The following is a 26187-nucleotide window of genomic DNA, read 5'->3' as shown; positions in this document are numbered from 1 at the left end:
GATCTGCCTTGCCAGCCATCGCCGCGCACCCGACCCGCGCCCAAGCGGCGCAGGCGGCCACGGTTGGGGCAACTCTTGATCGAAGATCGCGCCGTGGATGCGGGTAACCTGGCCAAGGCATTGGCCCTGCAAGCCCGCGAAAATGTACGTCTGGGTGAGATCCTGTTGGCAAACAAATGGGTCACAGAGCAGGCCCTGATGCGGGCGCTCTCCCGACAGTATGAGATCGGCTTTGCAGACCCGTCCGAGGCCCCCAGGGACGTCAACCTGATCCGTATGATTAACGCGCAGACGGCGCTGGAGTTCAGGGTCGTGCCTTGGATGCGTCTGGGCGAGATGCTGGTCGTTGCCACCTCCAACCCTCAACGGATGGCAGAGATTGCAGCCCACCTGCCCCCAAACTGCGGCAAGGTCCTGTTCACCTTGGTGCCAGAGGTGACGGTCCTGGATACGATTGCGCGCGGGCATGGCGACACGCTGGCCCGACAGGCCGAGGCGAAGGTGCCCCTCGATCAGTCGTGCCGCGACTGGCCCAACCGCGCGATGGCACGGCTGATGCCCGTGGCCGTGGCAGGCTTCGTGCTGGCGTTTCTATGGGCACCTGCCGCGATGTTCGGTGTGATGACCCTGATGGCCATATCGCTTATGGCGGCCAACACATTGTTCAAATCGGCTGTTCTGGTCAGCCACCTACGCGCCCCGCCAGATGGATTTGTCACCACCCGCGACGTCGTCCAGACCGGCGCCCTGCCGATCGTGTCCATCCTCGTGCCCCTGTACAAGGAACCCACCATTGCCGCGTCCCTCGTGCGGCGCATGGCCAAGCTGAACTACCCCAAAGAACTTTTGGACATCTGTCTGATCGTCGAGGCCGAGGATCGCGTGACCCGCGACGCCCTTGCCGTAGCCGACATGCCCAGTTGGTTTCGCGTCATCCTCGTCCCGCCGGGATCGCCCCAGACCAAGCCGCGCGCCATGAACTACGCCATCAACTTTGCGCGCGGCTCCATCATCGGTGTCTACGATGCCGAGGACGCGCCCGAGGCCAACCAGATCCAGATGGTTGTCCGCCGCTTTGCCCGCGCCCCGGACGAGGTCGTGTGCTTGCAAGGTCGCCTCGACTACTACAACCCGCGCGAAAACTGGATCGCGCGGTGCTTTACGCTGGAATATGCTGCATGGTTCCGCCTGTTCTTGCCGACCATTGAACGCTTTGGCCTGCCCGTGCCCCTTGGTGGGACCACCCTGTTTTTCCGTCGCCACGCGCTGGAAGAGATCGGCGGATGGGATGCGCACAACGTGACCGAGGATGCCGATTTGGGCCTGCGTCTGCACCGCGCAGGCTATAGGACCGAGGTAATTGACATCACCACCATGGAGGAAGCGAACGCCGCCGCGTGGCCTTGGATCAAACAACGCTCGCGCTGGAACAAGGGCTACTTTCTGACGTGGGAGGTGCACAATCGCCAGCCCTTGCGCCTTTTGCAACAACTCGGCCTTAAGCGTTGGTTGGGATTTCAACTGATGTTCATGGGGGCGATCCTGAACTCTCTGCTGGCTCCTTTCTTGTGGAGCACGGCGCTCATCCCCTTTGGCGTCCCGCATCCTGTTCAGGCCTTTTTGCCAAGCTGGGGTCCGGTGGTTGCGGGCATCGTTTTTCTTGCGGCGGCTTTGGTCACACTGCTGCTACCGGTCTTTGCCTGCCGCGCGCCGCATCTGCGGTTCCTACGCACGTCCGTTCCGCTGCTTTTCGTCTACTTTCCCATGGCCACGATCGCGATGATCAAGGCGCTGCTGGAGACTGTGGTGAAACCGTACTATTGGGACAAAACGGCCCATGGATCGTTTGGGGGCGTGGACAGCGAAGAGCAAAACCCACTACCGGCGCAAACGGTTTTGCCCTTTGACCAACCCTTGGTGCGGATGGACGCCCTGACCCGCGTGGGGATCAACCGCCCGGCCCCATGACCTTCATCGCTTCTTCTCGCAGGCGGACCTCGAAGGCGACGCTCAGGTGGTTGCGCAGGACTTCGGCGGCCAGATCACCGTCCCGGTTGGCAATGGCGTCCACGATCTGCGCGTGTTCTTCCAGCGCGATGATACCCCGCCCTTCCGCCGCAAGAGACGTCGTGGCCATCAGCGCCATGGATCGGTGCACAAGGTCCAGCTGCTGCACGAGATAGCGGTTGTGGCTGGCCAAGTGGATTTGGGTATGGAAACGCCGGTTCGCACGGCTCAGGGCCTTGGGATTGTTCAACAGGGCGTGGTCTTCTTCGACCATCTTGGCTAAGACCTTGATCTCTTCGACAGCGGCGTGCTGTGCGGCCAGCTTGGCGGCCAGCGCCTCCAGTTCTGTGCGCACGGTGTAGAGTTCAGCGATCTGGTCGTGGTTGAGGGAGGCGACGATCAGGGACCGTCCGTCGCGCGACAGAAGAGACTGGGTTTCCAACCGCTGCAACGCCTCCCGGATCGGGGTGCGCGACACGCCGAACCGATCCGCCAACTCGCTTTCGACCAGACGGTCACCGGGGCGATAGATCCCGCGATCAATAGCATCAAGGATCAGCCCGTAGGCATCTTTTTGCTGCGTTCGTTCAAGCATATTCCATCCTTCGACACCTTTACTGTCAACTTAGTCTGACACATGGCTTGCAATCAAGCACCGCCTTGCCCTTGTCGGACCGCACCGCTACGCACGATGCCATGACAGCACACCATTTCTCGCACGTGGACACTTGGGTGTTCGACCTCGACAACACGCTCTACCCGCCCCACATGGCGCTTTTTGACCAGATCGAAGCCCGGATGGTCAACTGGGTCATGGACGCGCTGCAGGTGGACCGGGCCGAGGCGGACCGCCTGCGCCTGCACTACTGGCAGACCCACGGCACCACACTGGCAGGCCTGATGGCCGAGCACCATGTGGACGCCGAGGCGTTCATGGCCGACGTGCACGACATCGACTTCACGGTGTTGACCCCGGACCCGGTTCTGGCCGCGCGCGTGGCCGCCCTGCCCGGGCGCCGGATCATCTACACCAACGGATCGGCCCCTTATGCCCGCGATGTCCTGCGCGCCCGGGGCATCGACGCCGCCATGTTCGACGCGATCTACGGGGTGGAACATGCGGATTACCACCCCAAACCTGCCCGCGCCGCCTTTGACCGCGTGTTCGCACGCGACGGCCTAGACCCGACCCGCGCCGCGATGTTCGAGGATGAGCCGCGCAATCTGGCCGTCCCCCACGCCATGGGCCTGCGCACGGTCCACGTCGCCCCCACACCCCTGGCCGCCGATCACATCCATCACCATACCGACGATCTAACCGCCTTTCTGGGCGAGGTGACGGGCTAGGGCATAGTGTCGCTTGGACGGGCACGGGCCCGCGCCCTACTTTTCCCTCAAGCACGGAGGCGCATATGCGACACACAACCGATATCCTGATTTCCGGCGGTGGCATCGCGGGCCTGACCGCTGCAGCCGCCTTGGGCACGCGCGGATATGACGTCATCTGCGTGGACCCGGCCCCGCCCATCACGGACGAGGGCACGGACGGGTCTGACCTGCGCACCACGGCGTTTCTGCAACCGGCCCGCGACCTGCTGGAGGCGGCGGGCGTCTGGGACCACTACGCCCCCCACGCGGCCCCCCTGCACGTCATGCGGATCGTAGATGCCTCTGGCACCCATGTGTCGCGGGATTTCAACAGCGCCGACATTGGCGACGCGCCCTTTGGCTGGAACCTGCCCAACTGGCTGTTGCGGCGCGAGTTGCTGAACCGTTTGGCGGGGCTGCCCAACGTCGACTTTCGCCCCGGCACGGCCACCGCCCGTGTGCGGACCCGCACGTCCGAGGCGCGCGTGTCCCTGTCCGACGGTACGCAGGTCACCGCGCAACTGGTCGTGGCCGCAGATGGCCGCAACAGCCCCGTGCGCGAACAGGCCGGGATCGGGGTGCGCACCACGCGCTATGGGCAGATGGCGCTGGCCTTTGCCGTAAACCACGAGACACCGCACAACAACGTCAGCACCGAGGTGCACCGCTCCGGCGGGCCGTTCACCCTTGTGCCCTTGCCGGACCGCGACGGCCAGCACCGCAGCGCGATTGTCTGGATGGATCATTCCGCAGAGGTCAAACGCCGCTTGACCCTAAGCGCGGCGGACTTCGAGGCGGAACTCAATGACCGGTCTGCCGGGATCTTCGGTCACCTGACCCAAGCCAGCCGCCTGACCGCCTGGCCCATCATCAGCCAGATCGCTGACCGGTTCGAGGCGGAGCGGACCGCCCTGATCGCAGAGGCCGCCCATGTGGTGCCCCCCATCGGCGCGCAGGGCCTGAACATGTCACTGGCGGACCTGCGGGTCCTGATGGATCTGTCGGGCCAACACGGGCTCGGCAGCGCCGACATGCTGCGCGCCTATCACCGCAAGCGCTATGCGGACGTGCTGGCGCGGGTCGAGGGGATCAAACTGCTCAACCGCACCTCCATGGCTGGGGGCGCCGTGGTGCAGGCGTTGCGGTCCGTGGGGGTCAAGCTGCTGCACGACACGCCGCCGGTACGGCGTGCCTTGATGCATGCGGGCCTAGGGGCGTCCTAGGCGTCGGCCGGCGCGGGGATCACCGCATCCAAACCCCGGCGCAGGCGGGTCAATGTGCCCTCTACGTCGTAGAGTTTATCCAGCCCAAACAGGCCAAGCCGGAAGGTGGCAAAGCCCTGGGGCTCGTCGCACTGCAACGGCACACCTGCCGCAATCTGCATGCCCTGGGCCATGAACGCCCGGCCCGACTGGATTTCGGGATCGTCGGTGTAGCTGACCACCACGCCCGGCGCGCCAAAACCCTCGGCCGCCACGGAACGAACACCGCGCGCGGCCAGATCGGCGCGGACGGCATTGCCCAAGGCCAATTGGGCCTCCTTCAGCCGGTCAAACCCGTAGTCCCGCGTCTCGATCATTGTGTCCCGGAAAACGCGCAGGGCATCCGTGGGCATGGTCGCGTGATAGGCGTGGCCGCCCCCTTCGTAGGTTTCCATGATCTGGAGCCACTTTTTCAGATCAATGGCAAAGGAGGTACTGTTCGTCTCCATCACCCGGGTGCGCGCCCGGTCCGACATCATCACCAGACCCGCGCAGGGTTGGGCAGACCAGCCCTTTTGCGGGGCAGAGATCAGGACATCCACGCCCGTGGCGCGCATATCGACCCAAGCGCAGCCGGAGGCGATACAGTCCAGCACCATCAGTCCGCCCACCGCATGGGCCGCCTCGGCCAGTGCCGTGATGTAGTCGTCGGGCAGGATCACCCCCGCACTGGTTTCCACATGGGGCGCGAAAACCACGTCTGGTTTTTCGTCATGAATCCGCGCGACCACCTCGTCGATCGGGGCGGGTGCAAAGGGCGACTGGGGGTCGTTGCCTTGCGTCCGTGCCTTGATCACCGTGCAATCCTTGGTGAAGGTGCCTGTCTCGAAAATCTGCGACCAGCGGTACGAGAACCAGCCATTGCGCACGACCAGCGCGCGGGCATCGGTGCCCAGTTGACGGGCTACAGCCTCCATCCCGAAGGTGCCGCCCCCGGGGATGAGGGCCACGTGGTCGGCCTTGTAAACGTCCTTCAGCATGCCCGAGATATCGGTCATCACACCTTGAAAGGCTTGGCTCATGGAATTGAGCGAGCGGTCGGTAAACACGACCGAGAACTCCTCCAGGCCGTCCGGGTCTATCGTGTCAAGCAAGGCTGCCATGGTCGTTCCTCCTCTTTGCCAAAGGGCTTAGGACACGAACGTCGGCCATGCAAAACCTATTTGCACGGATCACGCCCAAACCAAGGCCGTGCGCGTGCCGATCGGAAACAACCGCGCCCGATGGCGTCCGCCTAAATCAACGACAGGGACCGCGCCCAAAGGTCGCGACCGCGCAGACCGAGATCCACCACGACATCGAGGCGCACCCACTGCGTCTCGCCCACGCGCTAACCGCGGAAGGCGGAGGCCGGGATTTCGACGCGGATTTGGCCCGTGTCGTCTTGCAACAGGTAATAATCCTCGCCCAGATGCTGCACCAAACGGCCCTCGACCGTCAGATAGCGACCGGGCAGAAAGCTGGCGGCATCCTCCACTGTGGCCGCCGCCTCCGCCGCCGAAGGTCCGACGTATTGCGCCCCAGCCGGAAGGGACGCGGCCACGAGGGCCGCTGCAAGCAGAAACATTTTCATAGATCAAGCCTTTCACGATTTCACCCGTGATAGGTAGAAAGTATGACTTGACGTTCAATGACCCCCTTCAACCGACAGAGGCCCCGTCAGCCGTTCTTCGCTCATCAGAACGTTCGCCTCCACGTTGCCGACCCCGGGCAGGGTCATCACCCGGCGGCGGAGCACCCGCTCGAAATCAGCGATATCGCGGGCCACGACCCGCAGGCGGTAGTCATAGAGGCCCAGCACATGCTGTACGGTCTGTACTTCGGGAATGGCGGTGCAGGCGCGCTCGAAATCCTCCAGGCTGACGCGTCCCTTGGTGGCCAGTTTGACCCCCAGAAACACCGTGACCCCAAAGCCCAGCTTTTCCGCATCCAGCGCCACGCGCCGGCCTGTGATCACCCCCGCCTCGGTCAATCGCTTGATCCGCCGCCATGTGGCCGGTTGCGACAGGCCCACGATCTGCCCCACGGCCCCTGCCCCGCGGGTGGCATCCTCGGCCAAGGCGCGCAGGATGGCGAAGTCTGTGGCGTCCCACGTCATAGGGGCAGCGCCTCTTGGGATTTGATGGTGGCCACATGCATCAGCGCCTCGATGTCCGCGATATGGGGCAGCGTCAGAACGCGTGTGCGGTAGATCCGCTGATAATCGGCCATGTCCCGCGCGACGAGGGACAGGCGCACGTCCACGCGGCCTAGAAACGTCTGGACGGCCAGAACCTCGGGAATTTTGCGCGCCTCGGCCAGAAAGGCTTCAAAGGCGCGGGCATCGGTCTTGTCCAGTGTGAACCGCAGCGACACCTCGACCGCAAATCCAAGGGCCACCCAGTCGATCACAGCGCGCTGACCCCGCAACACGCCCTGATCGCGCAATCGATCCAACCTGCGCCCCGCACGCGCCGGTGCGACGCTGCATCGCTCCGCCAACTCCACCAAGGGGGCCTCGGGGTCGGCCTGTAGCTGTCGCAGCAGTCGTCTGTCCAAGTCATCAAGCATAAAAACACACATAACAGAATCAACGACGAATAAAAGCCGTCTTCATTGGGTTAAAAATACCCATTTTAACCCTCGCACCACGAACCACCGCATCCCATAAGAGCGCATCATACCTCAATGTGGAGAGACCCAATGCGCGTTTACTACGATCGCGACTGCGATGTGAACCTGATCAAAGACATGAACGTGGCCATTCTGGGCTATGGTTCCCAAGGCCACGCCCATGCGCTGAACCTGCGCGATTCCGGCGCCAAGAACCTTGTTGTGGCCCTGCGCGAAGGCTCCCCCTCCCGCGCCAAAGCCGAAGGCGAAGGCCTGACCGTCATGGGCATTGCCGAGGCTGCCGCTTGGGCCGATGTCATCATGTTCACCATGCCCGACGAATTGCAGGCCGAAACCTACAAGAAGTACGTCCACGACAACATTCGTGAAGGGGCGGCCATTGCCTTCGCCCACGGGTTGAACGTGCACTTCGGCCTGATCGAACCCAAGCCCGGTGTCGACGTCATCATGATGGCCCCCAAGGGCCCCGGCCACACCGTGCGCGGCGAATACACCAAAGGCGGCGGCGTGCCCTGCTTGGTCGCTGTTGATAACAACGCCTCCGGCCGCGCGCTGGAAATCGGACTGTCCTATTGTTCCGCCATCGGTGGTGGTCGTTCCGGCATCATCGAAACGAACTTCCGCGAGGAATGCGAAACCGACCTGTTCGGCGAACAGGCCGTTCTGTGCGGTGGTCTGGTCGAGTTGATCCGCATGGGCTTCGAGACGCTGGTCGAGGCGGGTTATGCCCCCGAGATGGCCTATTTCGAATGTCTGCACGAAGTGAAGCTGATCGTGGACCTGATCTACGAGGGCGGCATCGCGAACATGAACTACTCGATCTCCAACACGGCTGAATACGGCGAATATGTCTCCGGCCCCCGCATCCTGCCCTACGACGAGACAAAGGCGCGGATGAAGGCGGTTCTGACCGACATCCAGACCGGCAAGTTCGTGCGTGACTTCATGCAGGAAAACGCCGTGGGTCAACCGTTCTTCAAAGGCACCCGCCGCATCAACGACGAGCACCAGATCGAAGCCACAGGCGAAACCCTGCGCGGCATGATGCCTTGGATTTCCGACGGCAAAATGGTCGATAAATCCCGCAACTAAGCGCGGGACACACCGTAGGGTGGGACTTGTCCCACCGCACTTTGGGCGCCCCTCGGGGCGCCCTTTTCCATGGCTAATTTTTTCAAGCCTCACCCCAAGTCCACGACAGCTCGATGGTACAGATCAAAGAAACGCAAGATGACCCACTGGTCCGCGCCCTCGGGCAGGTATAGGCAACACGCATGTCAAACGCCCCCATCGCCGCACCGACCCCCGCCAACTGGATTTCCATCCTTGCCCTTGGCTTGATCTGGGGGGCACGTTCATGGTCGTGGCCATCGCCCTGCGCGGCTATGGCCCCGTCACGGTGGCCGCCGCCCGCACGACGCTAGGCGCGGTTGTGATCCTCGCGTTGGCATTGGCCCTGCGCCGCACATGGCCTCGCTTCACGCCCAAGCTTTGGGCCTACATCATTGCTATCGGCCTCATGTCCACGGCCGTCCCATTTTTTCTGCTATCGTGGGGCCAGCAACATGTGCCCTCGGCCTTTGCGGGTCTGTCCATGGCGTGTCTGCCCTTGTTGGTCTTGCCCCTCGCGCACGTCTTTGTACCCGGCGACCGCCTGACATGGCGCAAGGGGGCGGGTTCGTGATCGGGTTTATGGGCACGCTGATCTTGCTTGGACCCGGCGTCTTTGCCGCCACTGGTGGCGATCTGGAGGCGATGGGCCGCATCGCCTGTGTCCTCGCCGCGTTTTGCTATGCCGTGTCGTCCATCACAACGCGCCTGTGCCCGCCCATCGACAGTATCGTCCTGTCCGCCGTTTCCTTGATCGTGGGCGCGGTTGTGTTGCTGCCCGCGATGTTCATCGTGGAAGGCGTGCCGACCATGGCCGACCCGACGACCCTGTTCGCGATCCTGTTCCTTGGTCTCGTGCCCACAGCCTTCGCCGCCCTACTGCGCGTCAGCGTGATCCGCAGCGCAGGCCCGTCTTTCTTGACACTGGTGAACTACCAAGTGCCCGCTTGGTCGATCCTGTTCGGCGCAGTCGTCCTCTCCGAAGACCTGCCGGGCAGCTTTTTCGTCGCCCTATCCCTGATCTTCTGCGGATTGATCGTGAGCCAGTGGAGCAGTCTGAAACAGCTGATCCAGCAAATCCACACCTAGGCAACCGCCTCGCGCACGGCACCGGCCACATCCTCGACCACACGGTCCAGCATTTGCGGGTCCGTGCATTCCGCCATCACGCGGATCAAGGGTTCTGTGCCGGATTTACGGATCAGTAAGCGCCCATGGCCTGCAAGCTCCGCCTCGGCGCTTGCAATCGCAGACTGGACAGAGGCGTGCTCCAGCGGTGTCTCTCCCGCTTGAAACCGTACATTCACCAGCTTTTGCGGCACCGTTTCAAAAACCTTCATCAACGTGCTGGCCTTCTCCCGGGACCGGACCATTTCGGCAAGGAATTGCAGCCCCGCAATCAAACCGTCGCCGGTGGTGGCATAGTCGGTCATCACGATATGGCCCGATTGTTCCCCGCCAAGGTTAAAGCCGCCCTTGCGCATGGTTTCAACGACATGGCGGTCGCCCACGGCGGTGCGGTGCAGGATAATGGCCCGCTCGTTCAAGAACCGCTCCAACCCCATGTTGGACATGACTGTGGCCACCACCGCAGGGCCCTTCAGGCGCGCCTCCTCAGCCCAGCGATCCGCGAACAACGCCATGACTTGGTCCCCATCGGCGACCCGGCCCTTCTCGTCCAGCAGGATCACGCGGTCCGCATCCCCATCCAGACAGATGCCAAGATCAGCCCCATGGGCCACCACAGCTTCGGCGGCGGTGGCCGGATAAGTCGATCCGCATTGGTCATTGATGTTGTAGCCATTCGGGCTGACGGCGACCGGAATGACCGTTGCGCCCAATTCCCAAAGCACCTCGGGGGCAGCCCGGTAGGCGGCGCCATTTGCGCAATCAATCACAACCTTCAAACCGTCCAGCCGCAGGCCAGAGGGAAAGGTCGTCTTGGCATATTCCACGTAGCGGCCCAATCCATCGTCAATCCGCTTGGCCCGACCGATGTTTTCCGCCTGCGCAGGCTCCACACCATCGGCCACGAGGCGCTCAATCTCGGCCTCGGCCTCGTCGGACAGCTTGAAGCCATCGGGCCCAAAGAACTTGATCCCGTTGTCCGACGCCTCATTGTGGCTGGCGCTGATCATCACACCCACATCCGCGCGCATGGACCGCGTCAACAGCCCAACGGCCGGTGTCGGCACAGGTCCCAGCAGAAGCACATTCATGCCAGTAGAGGTCAGGCCCGCCGTCAACGCATTCTCGATCATATAGCCAGAGCGTCGCGTGTCCTTGCCAATCACAACACGGTGCGCGGCCGAATGATCCTGCCGAAAGTACCGCCCTGCCGCAGCGCCCAATCGCAGCGCCATATCAGCGGTCATGGGATAGGTATTTGCGCGGCCACGTACACCGTCGGTTCCAAACAGCTTGGTCATCATCCGTCCTTCGTCATCTTGGGCGGCTGGGTCACTGCCCGCCACAGGGCCAGGCCCTGGATCGTTTCGGGCACATCGTGCACCCGCAAAATCTGACACCCCTGTGCCACAGCCGTCAGGGCCACGGCAAGGGAACCGGGAAAGCGATCCCGCGCCGTGTCGGCGCGGCCAATCGCCCCGATGAACCGCTTGCGCGACGCGCCCAGCAACATAGCGCAACCCAAACCATGGAAGATCGACAAGCGGTGGAGCAGAGCGACGTTGTGGTCTTGTGTCTTTCCAAATCCGATGCCCGGGTCCACCACGATGCGCGCACGCGGGATGCCCGCGGCCTCGGCCCGGGCCACGCGAGCCTCCAAGGCGTCGTAGACGTCCAATACGACGTCATCGTAGGTCGGATCGTCCTGCATCGTCTCGGGCGTACCTTGGGCGTGCATCAGACACACCGGGATGTGCGCATCTGCGCACCACGCGGCCATGTCGGCATCAAAGTCGAAGCCGGAGACATCATTCAGGATCGTCGCCCCGGCCCCATGGGCCGCCTCGGCCACCGCCGCTTTGCGCGTGTCGATCGAAATCGGCGTTGCGCATCCACTTGCGCGCAAGTCACGGATCACGGGGGCGGTGCGGTTTATTTCTTCGGCGATCTCAACTTTGGTGGCACCGGGGCGCGTGCTCTCGCCACCGATATCAAGGATATCCACGCCCGCTGCGACCATGGCCTGCGCCCCGGTCACGGCTGCGCCCCGGCCGGCATGCAGGCCCCCGTCCGAAAAACTGTCCGGGGTCGTGTTCACGATGCCCATCACGCGAGGCATGGCTAGCGAGCAGCCAGCGATATCGGGACGGGCACCTGTCAGACGCGACAGCACCTCGGCTGGAACAGCATCAGCAGGCATCAAGGTCGGGGCTTGCGTGCGCGATAGAACTTCGACCGTGTCAAACCAAGTCCAGCCGCCCGCCAGAACGTGGGCAGAGTTCGGACGTGTGGCGTCCGTATGACACAAGGGGCGGTAATAGCGTTTCATGCCCCGGGTGTGCGCGCGATTGCGTCAAATCTCAAGGGGAAGAAACCTGTCTAAAACGACAGTTTTGCGAGCGTGTCAGCCTGCCGTTCGGGGATTGTGATCTGTGCGGCTGTCGCTGAAGCGTCGATCAGAACCACTTCGCAGGCCTCAAACAAACCGGCCAGCCACCGGGTCAGGGCCAGCGGGTCCGCGCCTTGGGGGGCGTCGGGTATATCCAACGCCATGCGGGACGGGGCCCAGACGGACAGGCGCCCCTGTTTCATGGCCCAGTCCAGTTCGGTCCGGCTGTCCACCACAACGCAGCGCGGATCCCGGGCCGCCAGCCGCCAAGCGTTTTGCTCAATCGCCAACAGGTCAATGCGCCGCTGTGGCATGGGCTGGGCCACTTGCGGCACGGCGAGGGGGGCAGGACCAACACACAAAATGGCGGGGGTATCCGTCGCTTCGAGCCTGTCTAAAAACGCAGGCAGGTCCGGGCTCGCGATGGCCGCCTCATCCAGAAAGACAACGCGGGGGTGCACCATCGGTTCGGCGGTCACAGAGCGCACGGGGGCTTGGATCTGGGAACGGACAATCTCGACGCCCAACACGAACGGCCCCCTGTCCAGCTTTTCAATCCGCACGAAGGCACGGGCCGCGCGGGGGTCCAACAGGATCCGGTCGGCGATCCGCTCTGCCAGTGTCTCTAGCAGGTTCAGCCGTTCTGCCCCAAGTTCAATGTCAATCGCCTCGATGATCGTGTCATAGCTTAGGATGCGGTCGACATTGTCGTCCAGAGGGTGATCCCCTAAGGGGGCGACCTCGACCACGACATTGAAATTAATCCGTTGCAGAGTGCCCCGTTCCTGCTGGAACGCGCCAATCTCGACCTCGCGTTCGTGGTCGCGCATGGAAATCCGGTCAAGGGGCTGGTCAGCGGTCGCCTGCGCCCGCTCTACCGGGTGCGCAAAGGCCAGTCGTGCATCGTCGGTCATTGTGCACACTCCCACGCACGTCGGTCTTACGCGCGGTGTGCCACAAAGGGGCCGGGGCTGAACAGCCCCAACCGTCACAAGGGTGCGCTGGCGCGACCTGTCAGTATTGTTGGCGGTAGAAAATATGCGTGCCGTAGCGCGCGGTGCGCGGATAGACCCGGGCCCACCGCGGGTTCACAGCGGTCGTGTGGTAGTGCGAGGCATTCTTGGTCAGATCACGAGGTGCCCCGTCCAGCATGATGCGCGCCACCTTGCCCACGCGTTCCCACGACTTAGGCTCGTTGATGTTTTCGGGCAGGCCATCGCATGTGTAGGTGAACTGACAGGCGTACTTCCGACCCGTGCCCTGATTGATCACACCGCAGACCGTGTCGGGATAATTCGACATATCCACACGGTTCAGTATCACCTCGGCGACAGCAAATTGACCTTTAAGCGTCTCGCCGCGAGCCTCAAAGTAGAGCGCCTCTGCCAGACAGCGCCACTGGGCACCGCCCGTGGCCTTTGGCATCGCAGCCAGCTTCTGTTTGTCAAAGGTGCGTGTCAGACCACCGGTCCGAGGGGCCACCGGTGCCGCAATTGCGTTCAAGCGAGAGGTCGGCGTTGCCAAAAGGGCCTGACGTTCGGCGCGCAATAGCGAGGACAGTTGCCATTCAACAGCACCCGGCCCCACGTTAGAGGTTGATTTCACAACATCGGCGCCGACTGATCCAGCCGACATCGCAACGACAGCCGCTGCTGCCAAAATCGTTTTACGCATCATCATCATTCATCTCATCCGTTCTGGAACGCATTCCGGATAGCACCCAGAGCCTTACTGAATGGTTTAGATCAACCATAGCCATTGCGCGCATTTACAAACAAACATGTGCCGCGAAGGCAACAATCCCAGCTATTCCGACACAATCGCAGCACAATTTCGCCCTTGCAGAGACGAAGAACGCCTTACAAGGCCTTGTTTTTGCGATATTCAGCTTTTCGGGTTCATCTCACGGATGACCGATTGTGCCGACGCCAGTTTGGCCATCGGTACCCGAAACGGCGAACATGAGACATAGTCAAACCCGGCCTTGCGGCAAAATTCGATTGAGTCGGGGTCGCCGCCATGCTCTCCACAGATGGACAACATCACGTTGGGATGTGCCTTGCGCCCCCGATCCGCGCCCAGCAGCAACAGTTCCCCCACGCCGTCTTCGTCCAGCTTTTGGAAAGGATCCTCAGGATAGACGCCTTGGTTGACGTAGGTCGACATGAAACGGCCGGCGTCGTCACGGGACAGTCCATAGGTCATCTGGGTCAGGTCATTCGTGCCGAAGGACAGAAAGTCGGAGGTCTGCGCAATGTCGCCCGCCCGCAAGGCCGCGCGCGGGGTCTCGACCATGACGCCTAGGCGGTAGGAGAACGCCGCACCGGTTTCAAGCTTCACCGCCGTGGCGACCGCATCCACGCGTTTCTTGACCAATTCCACCTCGCGGCGGGCAGACACAAGAGGGATCATGATCTCGGGCACCACGGCCTCGCCCGCCTGACTGGCCGCTACTGTGGCCTCGAAGATCGCGCGGGCCTGCATCTCGTAGATTTCAGGGACCACAACACCCAGACGCACGCCGCGCATGCCCAGCATCGGGTTGAACTCCGCCAGCGCGGCAATGCGCGCCTTCACGTCGGACAGGGGCATATCCAGCGCCTCTGCCAAGGATCGCATCCCCTCTTTCTGCGTGGGCAGGAACTCGTGCAAGGGCGGATCCAGCAAGCGGATACACACGGGGCTGCCGACCATGATCTCGAACAATTCCTGAAAGTCGGCGCGCTGCATGGGCAGCAGACGTTCAAGGGCGGCGGCACGGTCGCTTGGGTTCTCCGTAAAGATCATCTCGCGCATAACTGTCAGGCGGCCTGTCTCGAAGAACATGTGCTCCGTGCGGCACAGGCCTATCCCGTCCACGCCAAAGGTGCGTGACAAGGTGGCATCGGCGGGGGTGTCCGCATTGGCGCGCACCCCGATATCGCGCACGGCATCCGACCACGCCATCACCTCGCCAAAGGCACCATCAAGCTGCGGCTCCTGCACGGGCACATTCCCTGCCAAGACCCGGCCAGAGGTGCCGTCCACCGTGATGATATCGCCCGCACAAAGCACATCGCCCGAGGGCAGGATCACCCGACCGGCCCCGCTGGTGTCGACCTTCAGACCCGTCGCACCGGAAACGCAAGGCAGGCCAAGGCCCCGGGCAATGACCGCCGCGTGGCTGGTCATCCCGCCCCGTTCGGTCAGGATCGCGTCAGCGGCGTGCATGCCGCGAATATCCTCGGGCTCCGTCTCGCGGCGCACAAGGATGCAAGGTTCCTCTTGCGCGGCACAAGCCAGCGCGGCGGCGGCGTCGAACACAATCCGACCAGAGGCGGCACCGGGGCTGGCGGCAATCCCGCGGGCCAGTTCGTAAACAGGCGCAGCGGGGTCGATCTGTTGGTGCAGCAGTTGCGAGAGGGAGGCGGGTGGTATGCGCATCAACCCCTCTTCGCGGGAAATGACCTGATCGCGCACCAGACCGACGACCGCTTTGACCGATGCGCGGGTGGACCGGGGGCACGGTACGGCATCAAGGATAGCCAGCCGTCCCTCTTCGATCGTGAATTCGGCCTGCATTTCCTCGCGCAACTTGCGGCGCATGATCTTTCCTGCGTCCAGCAGTTGCGCGTAGACGTCCGGCAACATGTCTTGCAAGGACGGGCCACGGGGATCGCTTGTCAGGTAGTGCGCTTTCTCGGCCCCCAGGGCGACGCGGCCCATGGTCTGACCTTTGTAACGTCCGGTGATCTGGGCGCAGCCTGTGTCGGGATCAATATACTGGATCACGCCTGTGCCAGACTGCCCTGGCCCAAGGCCCAGGGCCATGCGCTGCACCACCAATCCCAGCCCCGCATCCACTGGCGCGCCTTGGGCCTGCCGCAGCAAGCGCGCGCTGGTCCCGTCCCACGCCCGCGCCATGGAGCGCAGGACTTCGGAGAGCTGGCTTTTGTGATCGGTCGGAAAGGGCTCGTCCATTTGGTCCTCGTATTCGGCGAGGGCCGCCTCGACCGTGGTCGCGTCCAGAAACGGGGCCTCGTCCAGCCGCATCACCTCGATGGCGAAAGACCGGATGAAGCGCAGATAGATCGTGTCTGCGACCTCGGCCCCCAGGGTCTCGGTCAGCATCGCGCGTTTGCGAGCATTCATGCCAATGTTCAGCACCGTCCCCGGCCCCCCCAATCGGGCATCTCGGAGCTGGAGCGCACGGACAACAGCAAAGGGTCCGCGTCGAACACGGCCAGCAAACGGTCCAGATCGGGCATCACCCCTTGGGCCAAATCCCGGACCGTATCGAAAGACAGCGCCACAGTTTGTGGCACAGGCAGGTCCAGACGGATCAGACGCTGCAGGCACTTGGCCCGGTTCCCGTGGTGGGATCGGCGGATATCGGCGGTTGGGGTGACTTCGACAAAGTCGGGTGTGTTGAGCATGGGGCGTCCTTTGCACACGCAGCATAGGACAGCAGCGCCTTCACGCAAGTGTTACGTGGCCGCAGAACGGTTTCGCCTGACGGCGACCCGCAGGGGGCCAGCCCCCTGACCCCCCGGGGTGTTTTCGACCCAATGAAGAGGGGGTTATCCCCCCAGCCTGTTCAGATCCGCCACTTGGCCACAGGTTTTGCGGATCGTGGACAGAAGGTTCAAGCGGTTACGACGTAGCACTTCTGTGTCCGCATTGACTTGGACGTCTTCGAAAAACGCATCAATTGGCGCGCGCAGGGCCGCCATCGCGGTCATGGCGGTGGCGAAGTCCTCTGCGGCGAGGGCTTTGTCGATCGCAGGCTGCGCAGTGTCGAGCGCCGCGAAAAGACCCTTTTCGCTGTCAGATTCCGCAAACTTGATATCCGCGCCGAAGGAGTATTCGACGCCGTCCTTCGCCTCGGCCTGTGTCAGGATGTTCGAGGCGCGCTTGTAGCCTTGGACAAGGTTTTCGCCATCTTCGGTTTTCAGCACCCGATCAAGCGCGGTGGCGCGTTTGACCAGTTGGACCAGATCGTCGTTGCCGGGCATCGCAAGGCAGGCGTCGATCACATCATGGCTGATGCCTTGGTCGCGCAGGTAGACCTTGAGGCGATCATGGAGGAAGGCCAACAGATTGTTCGCGTCCGCACCGGCATAGCCCTTGGCAAAAGTGTCAAGAAGGGGCAAGCGAATGTCGTTTTCCAACACCAGCCGGATCACGCCCAGACTCGCACGGCGCAGGGCGAAGGGATCCTTGGAGCCTGTGGGTTTTTCGTCGATGGCCCAAAAGCCGGTCAGCAGGTCGATCTTGTCCGCCAGCGCCACCGCCACGGAAACGGGCGCGGTGGGCACATCGTCCGAGGGTCCCAGCGGGGAACGATGTTCGGCCGCTGCTGCGCCGATTGCGGCGTCCAGACCAGCGATCTCGGCATAATAGCGGCCCATGATGCCTTGCAGTTCGGGGAACTCATAGACCATCTCGGACGCCAGGTCCGCCTTGGCCAGACGCGCGGCTTGGGCGGTCAGGGCAGGATCCGCTCCGCATGCGGGTGCGAGGTGTTCGGCCAAAGCCGCTATGCGACTTATCTGTTCACCAACCGACCCAAGCTTGTTGTGAAAGGTCACTTGATCCAAAGACGCCAGCCAGTCGCCCATGCTCGCCTTGGCCGTGCGCAGGTCGTTGTCCCAGAAGAACACGGCATCCGCCAGACGCGCGGACAGGACTTTGGCGTTGCCCGCAAGGATCGTCGCGCCATTGTCAGACGTATCGCGGTTGGCCACGGTGATGAACCGTTCGATCCGGCCCGTCTTGGGGTTGCGGACCGAGAAGAACTTTTGATGTTCCTTCATGGATGTGCGCAGAACCTCGGGCGGCAAGCCCATGAAGGCCTCGCCGATTTCGCCCATCAAGACGACGGGCCATTCGACCAGACCTGCAACCTCGGCCAGCAGGCCCTTGTCGTCCACAACCTCTAGCCCTGCGGCAAAGGCCTGATTGGTGGCGTCCTGCCAGATCGCATTTGACCGTTCAATGCCGTCCAACACCACGTGGGCGCGTTTGAGTTTCGCTGCATAATCGTCGAAGCCTGACACCTTGAACCGGTCGGGTGCCATGAAACGGTGTCCCCCCGTGGTATCACCTGCGCGGAACCCGTCGACGTCGAAGTCCACGACTCGCGCGCCCTCGTCGTCTGTCAGGATGCACAGGATGGATTGCAGCGGGCGCACCCACCGCAAAGACCCCGTGCCCCACCGCATGGATTTGGGCCACGGGAACGTGCGAATGATAGCGGGCATGACATCTGCGATGATCTCGTCGGCACTGCGCCCGGCCTTTTCGATGCGCGCGATGTAGACTTGACCCTTCTTGTCATCCTTGACGGACAGCTGGTCTTTGGTCAGCCCGGTAGAGCGCAAGAACCCCTCCAGCGCCTTTTCGGGGGCATCCACGCGGGGGCCTTTACGCTCTTCAGATGTATCCGGGGAGCGGTCGGTGAGCCCGTGCACAGACAGGGTCAGGCGGCGGGGGGTGGCGAAACTGGCGGCCCCTGCGTAGGTCAGACCCGCCTCGACCAAGGCGTCGGTCACCAACTTGCGCAGGTTTTCATGGGCCCGGGTTTGCATGCCCGCCGGGATTTCTTCGGAAAAGAGTTCAAGCAGAAGATCGGCCATCAGAAGGCGCCTCCGAATTCGGGTTCAAACGTCGCGCGGTCGGGGCAGGTCTCTCCCACGGGCGAGCCGTCGTAGGCCTTGCGCCCGCAGTTGTTGAGTTCGTGCCACGCATAGCCACGCCCGTCATCCGTCACGGCCACGATCCGGTCTACGCCATAGGCGATGTTCTTGTGACCCAGAACCGCAATGGCGGTGCCTGCCCGCAATTCGGCCCCAAGGGCACGTGCGTCGAAACACTCAAACGCGCTTGGGGCAACTGTCGGGGCGGCACGGTCCATAATGACGTAGGTCTCGGCCAGGGTCGTCGTGCTGGTGGGGCTGTCGAAACAGGCCCGAAACCCGAGCGGAGAGCTTTCGGATCGGATCGCCTGCACATTGTCGGCCACCAGTGGTTCGCGCACCTCGCCCGCCGCCAAGACGCCGGTGATCTGCACATCCTCCATCGGGGCCCAAAAGGCCGTCTGGCTGGTGTACCAAATCCCGAAACCTGCTGCGCAGGCGCAGCCCAACAGTCCAACAATCACGATTTTTCCCAACATGGCTCAGGCATCCTCTGGCGTGTAACCGCCCGCTTGGGTTTGCACGAATGCGTCGGCGCATTGTTTGGCCAGCGCGCGGACCCGTCCGATGTAGGCTTGGCGTTCGGTGACGGAGATCACCCCGCGCGCGTCCAGCAGGTTAAAGATGTGGCTGGCCTTGATGCATTGGTCATAGGCCGGCTGCGCCATGACGATGCGGCGGCCTGTCTTGGGGTCGTCGTAGGGCTGGGACAGGATGGCGGCGCATTCTGCCTCTGCCTCCTCGAAGTGACGCAACAGCACGTCCGTGTTGGCCACGTCGAAGTTCCAGCGGGCGTATTGTGCCTCTGCCTCGCGGAAGACATCGCCGTAGGACAGGGGGATCGGGGCGTCGGGGCTGTTGAACGGCATGTCCATGACGTGATCCACGCCCAGCACATACATGGCAAGACGTTCCAACCCATAGGTCAGCTCGCCGGATACAGGGTGGCAATCGTGCCCGCCCACTTGCTGAAAATAGGTGAACTGGGACACTTCCATCCCGTCGCACCAGACTTCCCAGCCCAGCCCCCAAGCGCCAAGGGTCGGGCTTTCCCAATCGTCCTCGACGAAGCGGATGTCGTGCAGGTCCATGTCGATCCCGATGGCTTGCAGGGACCCAAGGTAGAGGTCCTGTAGATCCGGCGGGCTGGGTTTGATCAGGACTTGGTACTGATAGTAGTGCTGCAACCGGTTGGGGCTGTCACCATAGCGTCCGTCGGTGGGCCGGCGCGAGGGCTGCACATAGGCCGCGGTCCATGGGTTGGAGCCAAGGCTGCGCAGGGTCGTTGCCGGGTGGAAGGTCCCTGCCCCCACTTCCATGTCGTAGGGTTGCAACACGGCGCAGCCCTTGTCGGCCCAATAGGCCTGAAGGCGCAAGATGATCTCTTGGAACGAACGGGGTGTTTTGGTCTGGGCCATGGGTCTCTCCGCGTGTTTGGGCGGGGCTTACGGGCTGACGCGGGGCGCGTCAATGCGGTGGGCCCGGGTGCCGCCCTTCGAAGGGGCCCTAGCGGTTTGATTGCGACACCTTGTGCAAGGCCGGGGCTTGGGGGATAAGACCCCCCAAACCGTACCGGAGCTTGCCTTGATGTCACCGCTGTCACGTCTTTTGTCCCTTGTTGCTGCTTGCGTGCTGGTGGGGCTTTCGCCCGCCGCCGCACAAGACCGCGCCTGGGTCCAGATCGAAAGCCACCAGACCCTGCGCACCGCCGAGGATCGCGCGCGTGCCTACGGGTCAGTGGTGCCAGATATCAACGGGTTCGACACGGGTGCCGGCTGGTACACATTGGCCTTGGGCCCGTACGATCCGGCGACGGCACAGGCGACCTTGAACCGGCTGCTGGCCCAAGGTGTGATCCCCCGCGACAGCTTCATCTCCGAAGGTACGGCCTACCGCAGCCAGTTCTGGCCCATTGGGGCGTCGGCCCTGACCGCACCGGTCGCCCCGGCGGCACCCTTGGTGCTGGACGTGCAAGAACAAGTACCGGTCACCGAAGCGGGACCTGTCGTGCCCGAGGAAACCCTGCGCGAGGCCCAGCGGTCCGAACGCGCCTTGGACCGCGGCGCACGCGAAGACCTGCAACGCGGGCTGGAATGGTTCGGCTTTTACACCGCTGGCATCGACGGAGCTTTCGGGCCGGGCACACGCCGGTCCATGCGCGCGTGGCAAGAGGAAAAGGGCTACGAGGTCACGGGCGTTCTGACCACCCGACAGCGTGCGGAACTGTTGGCCGACTGGCGCGACGCCGAGGCCGCCCTGGGTCTGGACCTGATCCGCGACGACGTGGCAGGTATCGAGGTAGAGGCCCCCATGGGGCTGGTCCAATTCGACCGGTACGAGGCCCCCTTTGCCCACTACACGGAACGGGACGGATCCGGCGTGCGCATGGTCTTGATCAGTCAGGCGGGTGACCGGCGCACAATGAATGGCCTGTACGAAATCCTGCAAACCCTCGACATGGTACCAACCCAAGGGGACCGCACCAAGGGGCGCGATCGGTTTTCCATCACGGGCACCTCCGACGCCTTCACCTCCGAGACGCGGGTGCGTCTGCGCGATGGGCATATCCACGGCTTCATCCTGATGTGGCCCCCGGAACAGGCGGGTAGCGTGGCCCGCGTCCTGCCCCGGATGGAGGCGTCGCTGGCCTCGGTCGGCACGCCCATGAACCCCGGCGAGGGGTTCGAGGCCAGCGCGCAAGACATCGACATGGTGTCGGGCCTGACGATCCGCCGCCCTGCCCTGTCCCGCTCCGGCTTTTTTGTGGACAATGCGGGCCGTGTGATCACCACGCCGGAAATGGCCGACGCTGCTTGCACCCGCCTCACGATCAACCAGTTGCATGACGCGCGGCTGGTCGCACAAGGCGACCGCTTTGCCCTGATCGAACCGATCGAGCCGCTGTCCCCCATCGCCGTTGCCCAGTTCGCAAGCCAGGAGGCCCGCCTGCGCAGCCCCGTATCCGTGGCCGGCTTCCCGTTCGAAGGCGTGCTGGGCGCGGCGTCCTTGACCTTTGGCACCTTGGAGGATGTCCGCGGCTTGGACGGTGATCCCGCTGTCCAACGTCTGGCCTTGGCCGCGCAGCCCGGCGATGCCGGTGGTCCGGTGTTTGACGAAACCGGAGCTGTGACCGGTATGTTGTTGCCCGCCGATGCCTCTGGCCGGGTGCTGCCCGGGGACGTGGCCTTTGCCAAGAAATTCACCGCCCTGACCGACACCTTGTCCAGCGCGGGCGTCACTGCAGGGCAAAGCACGGCCCAAACCGCCATCGCACCCGAGGACCTGACGATCCTCGCCGCCGATATGACGGTACTGGTCAGCTGCTGGAAATAGATCAGGTGTTCTTGCTGGCCTTCTCGGCCCAACGCCCCGATTCTTCGGACCAATAGCGCGCGCCAATCCCGGCGTCCGTCAGGGCCTTCCACTGGGTGCGGGCATGGGCCACCGCGTCCCCGTCCGTGCCGTCAAAGATGATCAAGACACGTTCCATGGCCGTCACCTCGTCGGGGGGCACGTCACCGCCATCGACCGACATCACGGCGGTGGGGGCGTTGACCGGATCACGGCTGGTGGTCAGCAGGACCGGTTGATCCGCTGCATGCTCCGCCCCTTCCAGCCCATGGGGCAGGAAGGCGTCTTTGTCGCCGTGCAACCACAGCTTTTCATCCAGCCGCTTCAACCGCTCTGCATCTCGGCCCCGCACCGCTACGCGCCAGCCTGCCGACAGGCACTTGCCCAGCAGCACGGCCACCGTTTGATCCAACGGTGACCGGGTGAGATGGTAAAAGTAGGCCTGCCCCAAGGGGATCAGCCCTTGGGTTCCAGCGTGTCGCGCACCAGACGGTCCAAGGCCATCACGCCCCAGCCCGTGGCCCCGGCGGGGGCAAAATCCGTGCCCCCGCTGACCGAGGCGACACCGGCGATATCCAAGTGGATCCACGGGGTGCCGTCCTTGATGAACCGTTGCAGAAACTGCGCGGCGGTAATCGACCCTGCGGCACGCCCACCCACGTTCTTCATGTCCGCCACGCGGGATTTGATCAGCTTGTCGTAGGCCGGGGCCAGCGGCATGCGCCACGCGCCCTCCCCTTCGGCACCGGCGGCGGCAAGGAAATCCCGGGACAGTTTGTCGTCGTTGGAAAAGACGCCCGCGTTTTCGTGGCCCAGCCCGATGATGATCGCACCGGTCAGGGTCGCCAAGTTGATCACGCCCGAGGGTTCAAACCGTTCCTGCGCGTACCACAGCACGTCGCACAGCACGAGGCGGCCTTCGGCGTCGGTGTTGATCACCTCGATTGTGTCGCCCTTCATGGATGTGACCACGTCGCCCGGGCGCTGCGCCTTGCCGTCGGGCATGTTCTCTACGAGACCCACGAGAGCCACGATGTTGGCGGGGGCCTTGCGCATGGCGATGGTCTTCATCACGCCTGCCACGACACCGGCACCGCCCATGTCCATGGTCATGTCTTCCATGCCACCTGCAGGTTTCAGGCTGATCCCGCCAGTGTCAAAGGTCACGCCCTTGCCCACGAAGGCAAAGGGTTTCTCGTCACCACCGCCATTCCATTGCATGACGACCACCTTGGACGGCGCTTCGGACCCTTGGCCCACGCCCAGTAGGGCGTGCATGCCAAGCTTTTCAAGATCTGCCTCTTCCAGCACCTCGACCTCGACGCCCAGATCCTTCAGCGCGACCAGCTGCTCGGCAAAGGTGGTGGTGGTCAGGACGTTGGCCGGTGCGTTGACCAGATCACGGGTGAAATGCACCCCTTCGGCCACGGCCCGGGCGGCGGCCAGTTCTGCGTTCATCGCGGCACTCAGCGTGTGTTGAAAGGTGGCACCGGCAGGCGGATCCAGATCGTCGCCAGTTTTGTGATCGTTGAAGGCATAAGCGCGCAGCATAAGGCCGAGGGCCACGTCGCACGCACGCTTGTGGTTGGCCATCAGGCCCAGAACTGCCGCCTTGCCTTGGGCCTTGGCAATCGCGGCCCCCGCCTTGCGGGCGTCCGCCACGCTGGCACGGTTATCAAGGCAGATAATATCCACCCCGTCTGCCGACACACCGACAGGAAAGGCCAACGATATGGCATCGCCCTGACCCAACTTGCCAAAGGCCGCACTTTCCACGGCGCGTTTCACCGCCCCTTTGGTCAGCTTGTTCACCCGCCGCGCAGGCGCGTTCAGCGTCCCGCCCGAGGGCACGAGAATCGCAATCCGCCCCTCGTGCGCGGCGATGGCGTCCAAATCGGGGTCCACAAAAGTCAGCGGGAGGGGCGATGTCATGGGGCAACCTTTCACGTTTGCACTGTCTGTCTCGGCGAACCCTAGCCCGCCACCCGGCCCTTGACCAGTTTTGCCCTCGCACGAAGGTAAAAAATCCCCTAGAACCGGGGCTAGGAAATACTAGGGGCAGTATGCGGACCTTTGACAGATACCTCCTGTTGCAGCTGTTGGCGCTGTTTGGGTTCTTCAGCCTTGTGTTGGTCGGGGTGTTCTGGGTGAACCGTGCCATCAGCGTGTTTGACCGGCTGATCGCAGGCGGGTCCAGCGTGTCGCTGTTTTTCGAATTTACCCTGTTATCCCTGCCCAAGGTCATCACGCAGGTACTGCCCGTGGCCGCCCTTGTGGCGACGATCTATGGCATCAACCGCCTGACCGCAGACAGCGAGATGGTGGTGGCACGCACCACAGGCCTTGGGCCGTGGTCTCTGGTGCGTCCCGTAGTCTATTTCGGCGCCTTGGTGGCCGCAATGATCCTTGTGTTGACCCATGTCCTTGTGCCCGCCTCCATCGACCGGCTCGGGGAACGCAACGCCGCGCTGTCGGCTGATATCACGGGCCAGTTCCTCAAACCCGGGGAGTTTCAGCACCCCACGGACGGGATCACCGTCTATATACGCGAGGTGTCCGACGACGGGGTCCTGCAGGGCGTCTTCCTGCAAGACCGCCGCAGCGAGGGCCTGCGCACCACCTACACCGCAGAACGTGCGTTCTTGCTGCGCGCGGCGGACGGTCGGCAAAAAATGGTGATGTTCGAGGGGATGGCGCAGACCTTGCAATCCTTGGGCCGCAACCTGAGCATCGTGACCTTTGGTGAGTTCAGCTATGATCTGACGTCCCTTGTGGCCGGTGAGGTTGGTCTGGCCCGCAACCCCGATGCCCTGCCCACCACGACGCTGCTGCGCGCGGACGATCTGGACCTGAAACGCGATGGCACCACCGCAGAGGTCTATGCCCACACCGCGCACACCCGGTTCTCGGATGCACTGTTGGGTTTTGTCGTACCAATCCTTGCCATGTCGTGCATGTTGCTGGGGGGCTTTTCACGCACAGGATTGTGGAAACAAATCCTGTTGGCGGTGGTTCTGGCCATCACCTTGCAACTGGTTTCCAACTACGCCGAGAAAGAAGTGTTGAGCGACGCAAAGCTGTGGCCTGTCATCTATGTGCCGGGCCTTGCAGCCTTGACCGTCGCGGCGGCCCTGTTGTCCCGGGACCGCTGGCCACGCCGACGCGCCCGCGCGGTGGTGCCATGACGCTGAACCTGTATCTGATCCGGCGGTTCTATTGGAACGTCGCCCTTGTGACGTTGATCCTTGTGGGCCTTCTTTTGCCCATCGAGTTGATGGAACAGATCCGTCGCACCAGCGGTCAGGATGCCTCGGTCATGGATGCGGCGCGCCTTGCGATGCTGAACCTGCCTGCTGCGATCTACCAAGTCATGCCGCTGATCGTGATCCTTGGCACGATTGCGATGTTCCTTGGCCTTGCGCGCAGCTCTGAACTGGTGGTGATCCGCGCCTCGGGCCGGTCTGCCCTGTCCAGCCTGACGGCCCCGATCTTGGCCGCCTTTGTGTTGGGCGTGTTCGGCTTGTTGGTGATGAACCCGATCGTTGCCGCCACGCAAACGGCTTACGAACGGGCCACGGACTCGGCCCGGGCGGCGGGGTCGTCAGTGTTGTCCCTATCGTCCGAGGGGGTCTGGCTGCGCCAAGCGGGCGACAACGGTCAAACGGTGATCCGGGCCGCGCGTTCGTCGCTGTCGGGCACGGTTCTTTATGACGTCACCTTCATGGAGTTTGACGCCAGTGGCAGCCCGGTTGACCGCATCGATGCATCACGCGCGCGATTGGAACAGGGCAATTGGAACCTGCAAAACGCCAAACTGTGGCCCATCGCCACCAGCCGCAACCCTGAACGGGACGCAACGCTGCAGGCGCAACTGACCCTGCCCTCGACCCTGACCGAAGACCAGATCCGCGACAGCTTTGGGGTGCCCTCCGCCATTCCGATTTTCGAGCTGCCGGGGTTCATCAACGACCTGCACCGCGCAGGCTTTTCCGCCATGCAGCACCGGGTCTGGCTGGCGATGGAGCTGGCAAATCCGGTGTTCCTGATCGCCATGGTCCTGATCGCCGCAGGCTTTACCATGCGCCACGCGCGCGGGGGCGGGATTGCGATGCAGGTGATGCTGGCGCTGCTGTTGGGGTTTGCCGTGTTCTTTCTGCGTAACTTTGCCCAGGTGATGGGGGAAAACGCGCAATTGCCCGTGATCGTCGCGGCATGGGCGCCCCCTTTGGCGGCAATTTTTCTGGCGCTTGGCCTGATGCTGCACAAAGAGGACGGGTAACAG

At 63.2% G+C, this 26187-nt stretch carries 23 protein-coding genes and 1 pseudogene; 9 read left to right on the top strand and 15 right to left on the bottom strand.

The features are described from left to right. The first annotated feature begins 75 nt into the window (after positions 1 to 75). Positions 76 to 1968, top strand: coding sequence for a glycosyltransferase (locus ACZ1G0_RS07095; RefSeq protein ID WP_472736307.1), 1893 nt, complete (start codon positions 76 to 78; stop codon positions 1966 to 1968). Here the strand turns inward: ACZ1G0_RS07095 and ACZ1G0_RS07090 are convergent. Further along, positions 1949 to 2602 carry a GntR family transcriptional regulator gene (locus tag ACZ1G0_RS07090; RefSeq protein WP_472736306.1) on the bottom strand — a complete coding sequence of 218 codons (654 nt, stop codon included), beginning with the start codon at positions 2600 to 2602 and terminating at the stop codon, positions 1949 to 1951. The two genes, ACZ1G0_RS07095 and ACZ1G0_RS07090, sit on opposite strands and share 20 nt — an antisense overlap. 101 nt (positions 2603 to 2703) lie before the next feature. Between ACZ1G0_RS07090 and ACZ1G0_RS07085 the strand changes: the two genes are divergently transcribed. Then, positions 2704 to 3354, top strand: coding sequence for a pyrimidine 5'-nucleotidase (locus ACZ1G0_RS07085; protein WP_472736304.1), 651 nt, complete (start codon positions 2704 to 2706; stop codon positions 3352 to 3354). Positions 3355 to 3419: 65 nt separating this feature from the next. Next, on the top strand, positions 3420 to 4598 hold the full coding sequence (locus ACZ1G0_RS07080) for a UbiH/UbiF family hydroxylase (RefSeq protein ID WP_472736303.1): 1179 nt from the start codon (positions 3420 to 3422) through the stop codon (positions 4596 to 4598). Here the strand turns inward: ACZ1G0_RS07080 and ACZ1G0_RS07075 are convergent. The 4 genes from ACZ1G0_RS07075 to ACZ1G0_RS07060 form a co-directional block, all read right to left on the bottom strand. Further along, positions 4595 to 5740, bottom strand: coding sequence for an aminotransferase class V-fold PLP-dependent enzyme (locus ACZ1G0_RS07075; RefSeq protein WP_472736302.1), 1146 nt, complete (start codon positions 5738 to 5740; stop codon positions 4595 to 4597). The genes ACZ1G0_RS07080 and ACZ1G0_RS07075 overlap by 4 nt on opposite strands. Before the next feature lie 227 nt (positions 5741 to 5967). Next, the gene (locus ACZ1G0_RS07070; protein WP_472736301.1) at positions 5968 to 6210 is read right to left on the bottom strand and encodes a NirD/YgiW/YdeI family stress tolerance protein; all 243 of its coding nucleotides are present in this window, start codon (positions 6208 to 6210) and stop codon (positions 5968 to 5970) included. Between the two features lie 54 nt (positions 6211 to 6264). Beyond that, positions 6265 to 6735, bottom strand: a complete 471-nt coding sequence (locus ACZ1G0_RS07065; RefSeq protein ID WP_472736300.1) for an Lrp/AsnC family transcriptional regulator — start codon at positions 6733 to 6735, stop codon at positions 6265 to 6267. Continuing rightward, on the bottom strand, positions 6732 to 7187 hold the full coding sequence (locus tag ACZ1G0_RS07060) for an Lrp/AsnC family transcriptional regulator (RefSeq protein WP_472736299.1): 456 nt from the start codon (positions 7185 to 7187) through the stop codon (positions 6732 to 6734). Before ACZ1G0_RS07060 ends, ACZ1G0_RS07065 begins: the two co-directional genes overlap by 4 nt. Positions 7188 to 7319: 132 nt before the next feature. Between ACZ1G0_RS07060 and ilvC the strand changes: the two genes are divergently transcribed. From ilvC to ACZ1G0_RS07045, 3 genes are all read left to right on the top strand, one after another. Then, positions 7320 to 8342: a ketol-acid reductoisomerase gene (gene ilvC, locus ACZ1G0_RS07055; protein ID WP_472736298.1), complete on the top strand. Its 1023-nt coding sequence runs from the start codon at positions 7320 to 7322 to the stop codon at positions 8340 to 8342. A 265-nt stretch (positions 8343 to 8607) separates the two neighbouring features. Then, a complete protein-coding gene (locus ACZ1G0_RS07050) occupies positions 8608 to 8934 on the top strand; it encodes an EamA family transporter (RefSeq protein WP_472736297.1) in 327 nt (108 codons plus the stop codon). Beyond that, complete coding sequence (locus tag ACZ1G0_RS07045) at positions 8931 to 9449, top strand: DMT family transporter (RefSeq protein ID WP_472736296.1); 519 nt, start codon at positions 8931 to 8933, stop codon at positions 9447 to 9449. Before ACZ1G0_RS07050 ends, ACZ1G0_RS07045 begins: the two co-directional genes overlap by 4 nt. Here the strand turns inward: ACZ1G0_RS07045 and glmM are convergent. The 8 genes and pseudogenes from glmM to ACZ1G0_RS07005 form a co-directional block, all read right to left on the bottom strand. After that, positions 9446 to 10789, bottom strand: coding sequence for a phosphoglucosamine mutase (gene glmM, locus ACZ1G0_RS07040; RefSeq protein WP_472736295.1), 1344 nt, complete (start codon positions 10787 to 10789; stop codon positions 9446 to 9448). The genes ACZ1G0_RS07045 and glmM overlap by 4 nt on opposite strands. Then, entirely contained in the window at positions 10789 to 11817 is a 1029-nt protein-coding gene (gene folP / locus ACZ1G0_RS07035; protein WP_472736294.1) for a dihydropteroate synthase, read from the bottom strand. The genes glmM and folP overlap by 1 nt, the downstream gene beginning before the upstream one ends. 50 nt (positions 11818 to 11867) lie before the next feature. Then, positions 11868 to 12791: a dihydroneopterin aldolase gene (locus tag ACZ1G0_RS07030; RefSeq protein WP_472736293.1), complete on the bottom strand. Its 924-nt coding sequence runs from the start codon at positions 12789 to 12791 to the stop codon at positions 11868 to 11870. Between the two features lie 100 nt (positions 12792 to 12891). Next, positions 12892 to 13557 (bottom strand): cell wall hydrolase, encoded by a 666-nt coding sequence (locus ACZ1G0_RS07025; RefSeq protein ID WP_472736292.1) that lies wholly within the window; start codon positions 13555 to 13557, stop codon positions 12892 to 12894. 204 nt (positions 13558 to 13761) lie between these two features. Further along, a pseudogene (locus ACZ1G0_RS07020) lies at positions 13762 to 16292 on the bottom strand (putative PEP-binding protein). Between the two features lie 144 nt (positions 16293 to 16436). Next, positions 16437 to 18494 carry a glycine--tRNA ligase subunit beta gene (gene glyS / locus ACZ1G0_RS07015; RefSeq protein ID WP_472736291.1) on the bottom strand — a complete coding sequence of 686 codons (2058 nt, stop codon included), beginning with the start codon at positions 18492 to 18494 and terminating at the stop codon, positions 16437 to 16439. Then, a complete protein-coding gene (locus tag ACZ1G0_RS07010) occupies positions 18494 to 19033 on the bottom strand; it encodes a DUF6446 family protein (RefSeq protein WP_472736290.1) in 540 nt (179 codons plus the stop codon). The genes glyS and ACZ1G0_RS07010 overlap by 1 nt, the downstream gene beginning before the upstream one ends. A 3-nt stretch (positions 19034 to 19036) precedes the next feature. Continuing rightward, complete coding sequence (locus tag ACZ1G0_RS07005) at positions 19037 to 19972, bottom strand: glycine--tRNA ligase subunit alpha (RefSeq protein ID WP_472736289.1); 936 nt, start codon at positions 19970 to 19972, stop codon at positions 19037 to 19039. Between the two features lie 169 nt (positions 19973 to 20141). Here ACZ1G0_RS07005 and ACZ1G0_RS07000 point away from each other — a divergent pair, with 169 nt between their 5' ends. Next, entirely contained in the window at positions 20142 to 21887 is a 1746-nt protein-coding gene (locus ACZ1G0_RS07000) for a serine protease (RefSeq protein WP_472736288.1), read from the top strand. Position 21888: 1 nt separating this feature from the next. Here the strand turns inward: ACZ1G0_RS07000 and ACZ1G0_RS06995 are convergent, their stop codons facing one another. Both ACZ1G0_RS06995 and ACZ1G0_RS06990 read right to left on the bottom strand, forming a co-directional pair. Beyond that, positions 21889 to 22356, bottom strand: a complete 468-nt coding sequence (locus tag ACZ1G0_RS06995) for a DNA polymerase III subunit chi (RefSeq protein ID WP_472736287.1) — start codon at positions 22354 to 22356, stop codon at positions 21889 to 21891. Between the two features lie 5 nt (positions 22357 to 22361). Further along, entirely contained in the window at positions 22362 to 23837 is a 1476-nt protein-coding gene (locus tag ACZ1G0_RS06990) for a leucyl aminopeptidase (RefSeq protein ID WP_472736286.1), read from the bottom strand. On the opposite strand from ACZ1G0_RS06990, the gene lptF reads away from it, so the two are divergent. Both lptF and lptG read left to right on the top strand, forming a co-directional pair. After that, complete coding sequence (gene lptF / locus ACZ1G0_RS06985) at positions 23831 to 25090, top strand: LPS export ABC transporter permease LptF (protein WP_472736285.1); 1260 nt, start codon at positions 23831 to 23833, stop codon at positions 25088 to 25090. The genes ACZ1G0_RS06990 and lptF overlap by 7 nt on opposite strands. After that, positions 25087 to 26184 (top strand): LPS export ABC transporter permease LptG, encoded by a 1098-nt coding sequence (gene lptG, locus ACZ1G0_RS06980; RefSeq protein ID WP_472736284.1) that lies wholly within the window; start codon positions 25087 to 25089, stop codon positions 26182 to 26184. Before lptF ends, lptG begins: the two co-directional genes overlap by 4 nt. Positions 26185 to 26187 lie beyond the last annotated feature (3 nt).

The sequence above is a fragment of the Thalassobacter sp. HA4-2 genome (assembly GCF_055693705.1).
Note: the sequence above shows the minus strand (reverse complement) of the source record. Positions and strands in the feature narration are given on the sequence as shown.

Excerpts from the sequence above, each read along its gene's own strand:
- ACZ1G0_RS07090 (WP_472736306.1), bottom strand. The coding sequence starts at position 2,602 with ATGCTTGAACGAACGCAGCAAAAAGATGCCTACGGGCTGATCCTTGAT.
- ACZ1G0_RS07085 (WP_472736304.1), top strand. The coding sequence starts at position 2,704 with ATGACAGCACACCATTTCTCGCACGTGGACACTTGGGTGTTCGACCTC.
- ACZ1G0_RS07080 (WP_472736303.1), top strand. The coding sequence starts at position 3,420 with ATGCGACACACAACCGATATCCTGATTTCCGGCGGTGGCATCGCGGGC.
- ACZ1G0_RS07075 (WP_472736302.1), bottom strand. The coding sequence starts at position 5,740 with ATGGCAGCCTTGCTTGACACGATAGACCCGGACGGCCTGGAGGAGTTC.
- ACZ1G0_RS07070 (WP_472736301.1), bottom strand. The coding sequence starts at position 6,210 with ATGAAAATGTTTCTGCTTGCAGCGGCCCTCGTGGCCGCGTCCCTTCCG.
- ACZ1G0_RS07065 (WP_472736300.1), bottom strand. The coding sequence starts at position 6,735 with ATGACGTGGGACGCCACAGACTTCGCCATCCTGCGCGCCTTGGCCGAG.
- ACZ1G0_RS07060 (WP_472736299.1), bottom strand. The coding sequence starts at position 7,187 with ATGCTTGATGACTTGGACAGACGACTGCTGCGACAGCTACAGGCCGAC.
- ilvC (WP_472736298.1), top strand. The coding sequence starts at position 7,320 with ATGCGCGTTTACTACGATCGCGACTGCGATGTGAACCTGATCAAAGAC.
- ACZ1G0_RS07050 (WP_472736297.1), top strand. The coding sequence starts at position 8,608 with ATGGTCGTGGCCATCGCCCTGCGCGGCTATGGCCCCGTCACGGTGGCC.
- glmM (WP_472736295.1), bottom strand. The coding sequence starts at position 10,789 with ATGACCAAGCTGTTTGGAACCGACGGTGTACGTGGCCGCGCAAATACC.
- folP (WP_472736294.1), bottom strand. The coding sequence starts at position 11,817 with ATGAAACGCTATTACCGCCCCTTGTGTCATACGGACGCCACACGTCCG.
- ACZ1G0_RS07030 (WP_472736293.1), bottom strand. The coding sequence starts at position 12,791 with ATGACCGACGATGCACGACTGGCCTTTGCGCACCCGGTAGAGCGGGCG.
- ACZ1G0_RS07025 (WP_472736292.1), bottom strand. The coding sequence starts at position 13,557 with ATGATGATGCGTAAAACGATTTTGGCAGCAGCGGCTGTCGTTGCGATG.
- glyS (WP_472736291.1), bottom strand. The coding sequence starts at position 18,494 with ATGGCCGATCTTCTGCTTGAACTCTTTTCCGAAGAAATCCCGGCGGGC.
- ACZ1G0_RS07010 (WP_472736290.1), bottom strand. The coding sequence starts at position 19,033 with ATGTTGGGAAAAATCGTGATTGTTGGACTGTTGGGCTGCGCCTGCGCA.
- ACZ1G0_RS07005 (WP_472736289.1), bottom strand. The coding sequence starts at position 19,972 with ATGGCCCAGACCAAAACACCCCGTTCGTTCCAAGAGATCATCTTGCGC.
- ACZ1G0_RS07000 (WP_472736288.1), top strand. The coding sequence starts at position 20,142 with ATGTCACCGCTGTCACGTCTTTTGTCCCTTGTTGCTGCTTGCGTGCTG.
- lptF (WP_472736285.1), top strand. The coding sequence starts at position 23,831 with ATGTCATGGGGCAACCTTTCACGTTTGCACTGTCTGTCTCGGCGAACC.
- ACZ1G0_RS06990 (WP_472736286.1), bottom strand. The coding sequence starts at position 23,837 with ATGACATCGCCCCTCCCGCTGACTTTTGTGGACCCCGATTTGGACGCC.
- lptG (WP_472736284.1), top strand. The coding sequence starts at position 25,087 with ATGACGCTGAACCTGTATCTGATCCGGCGGTTCTATTGGAACGTCGCC.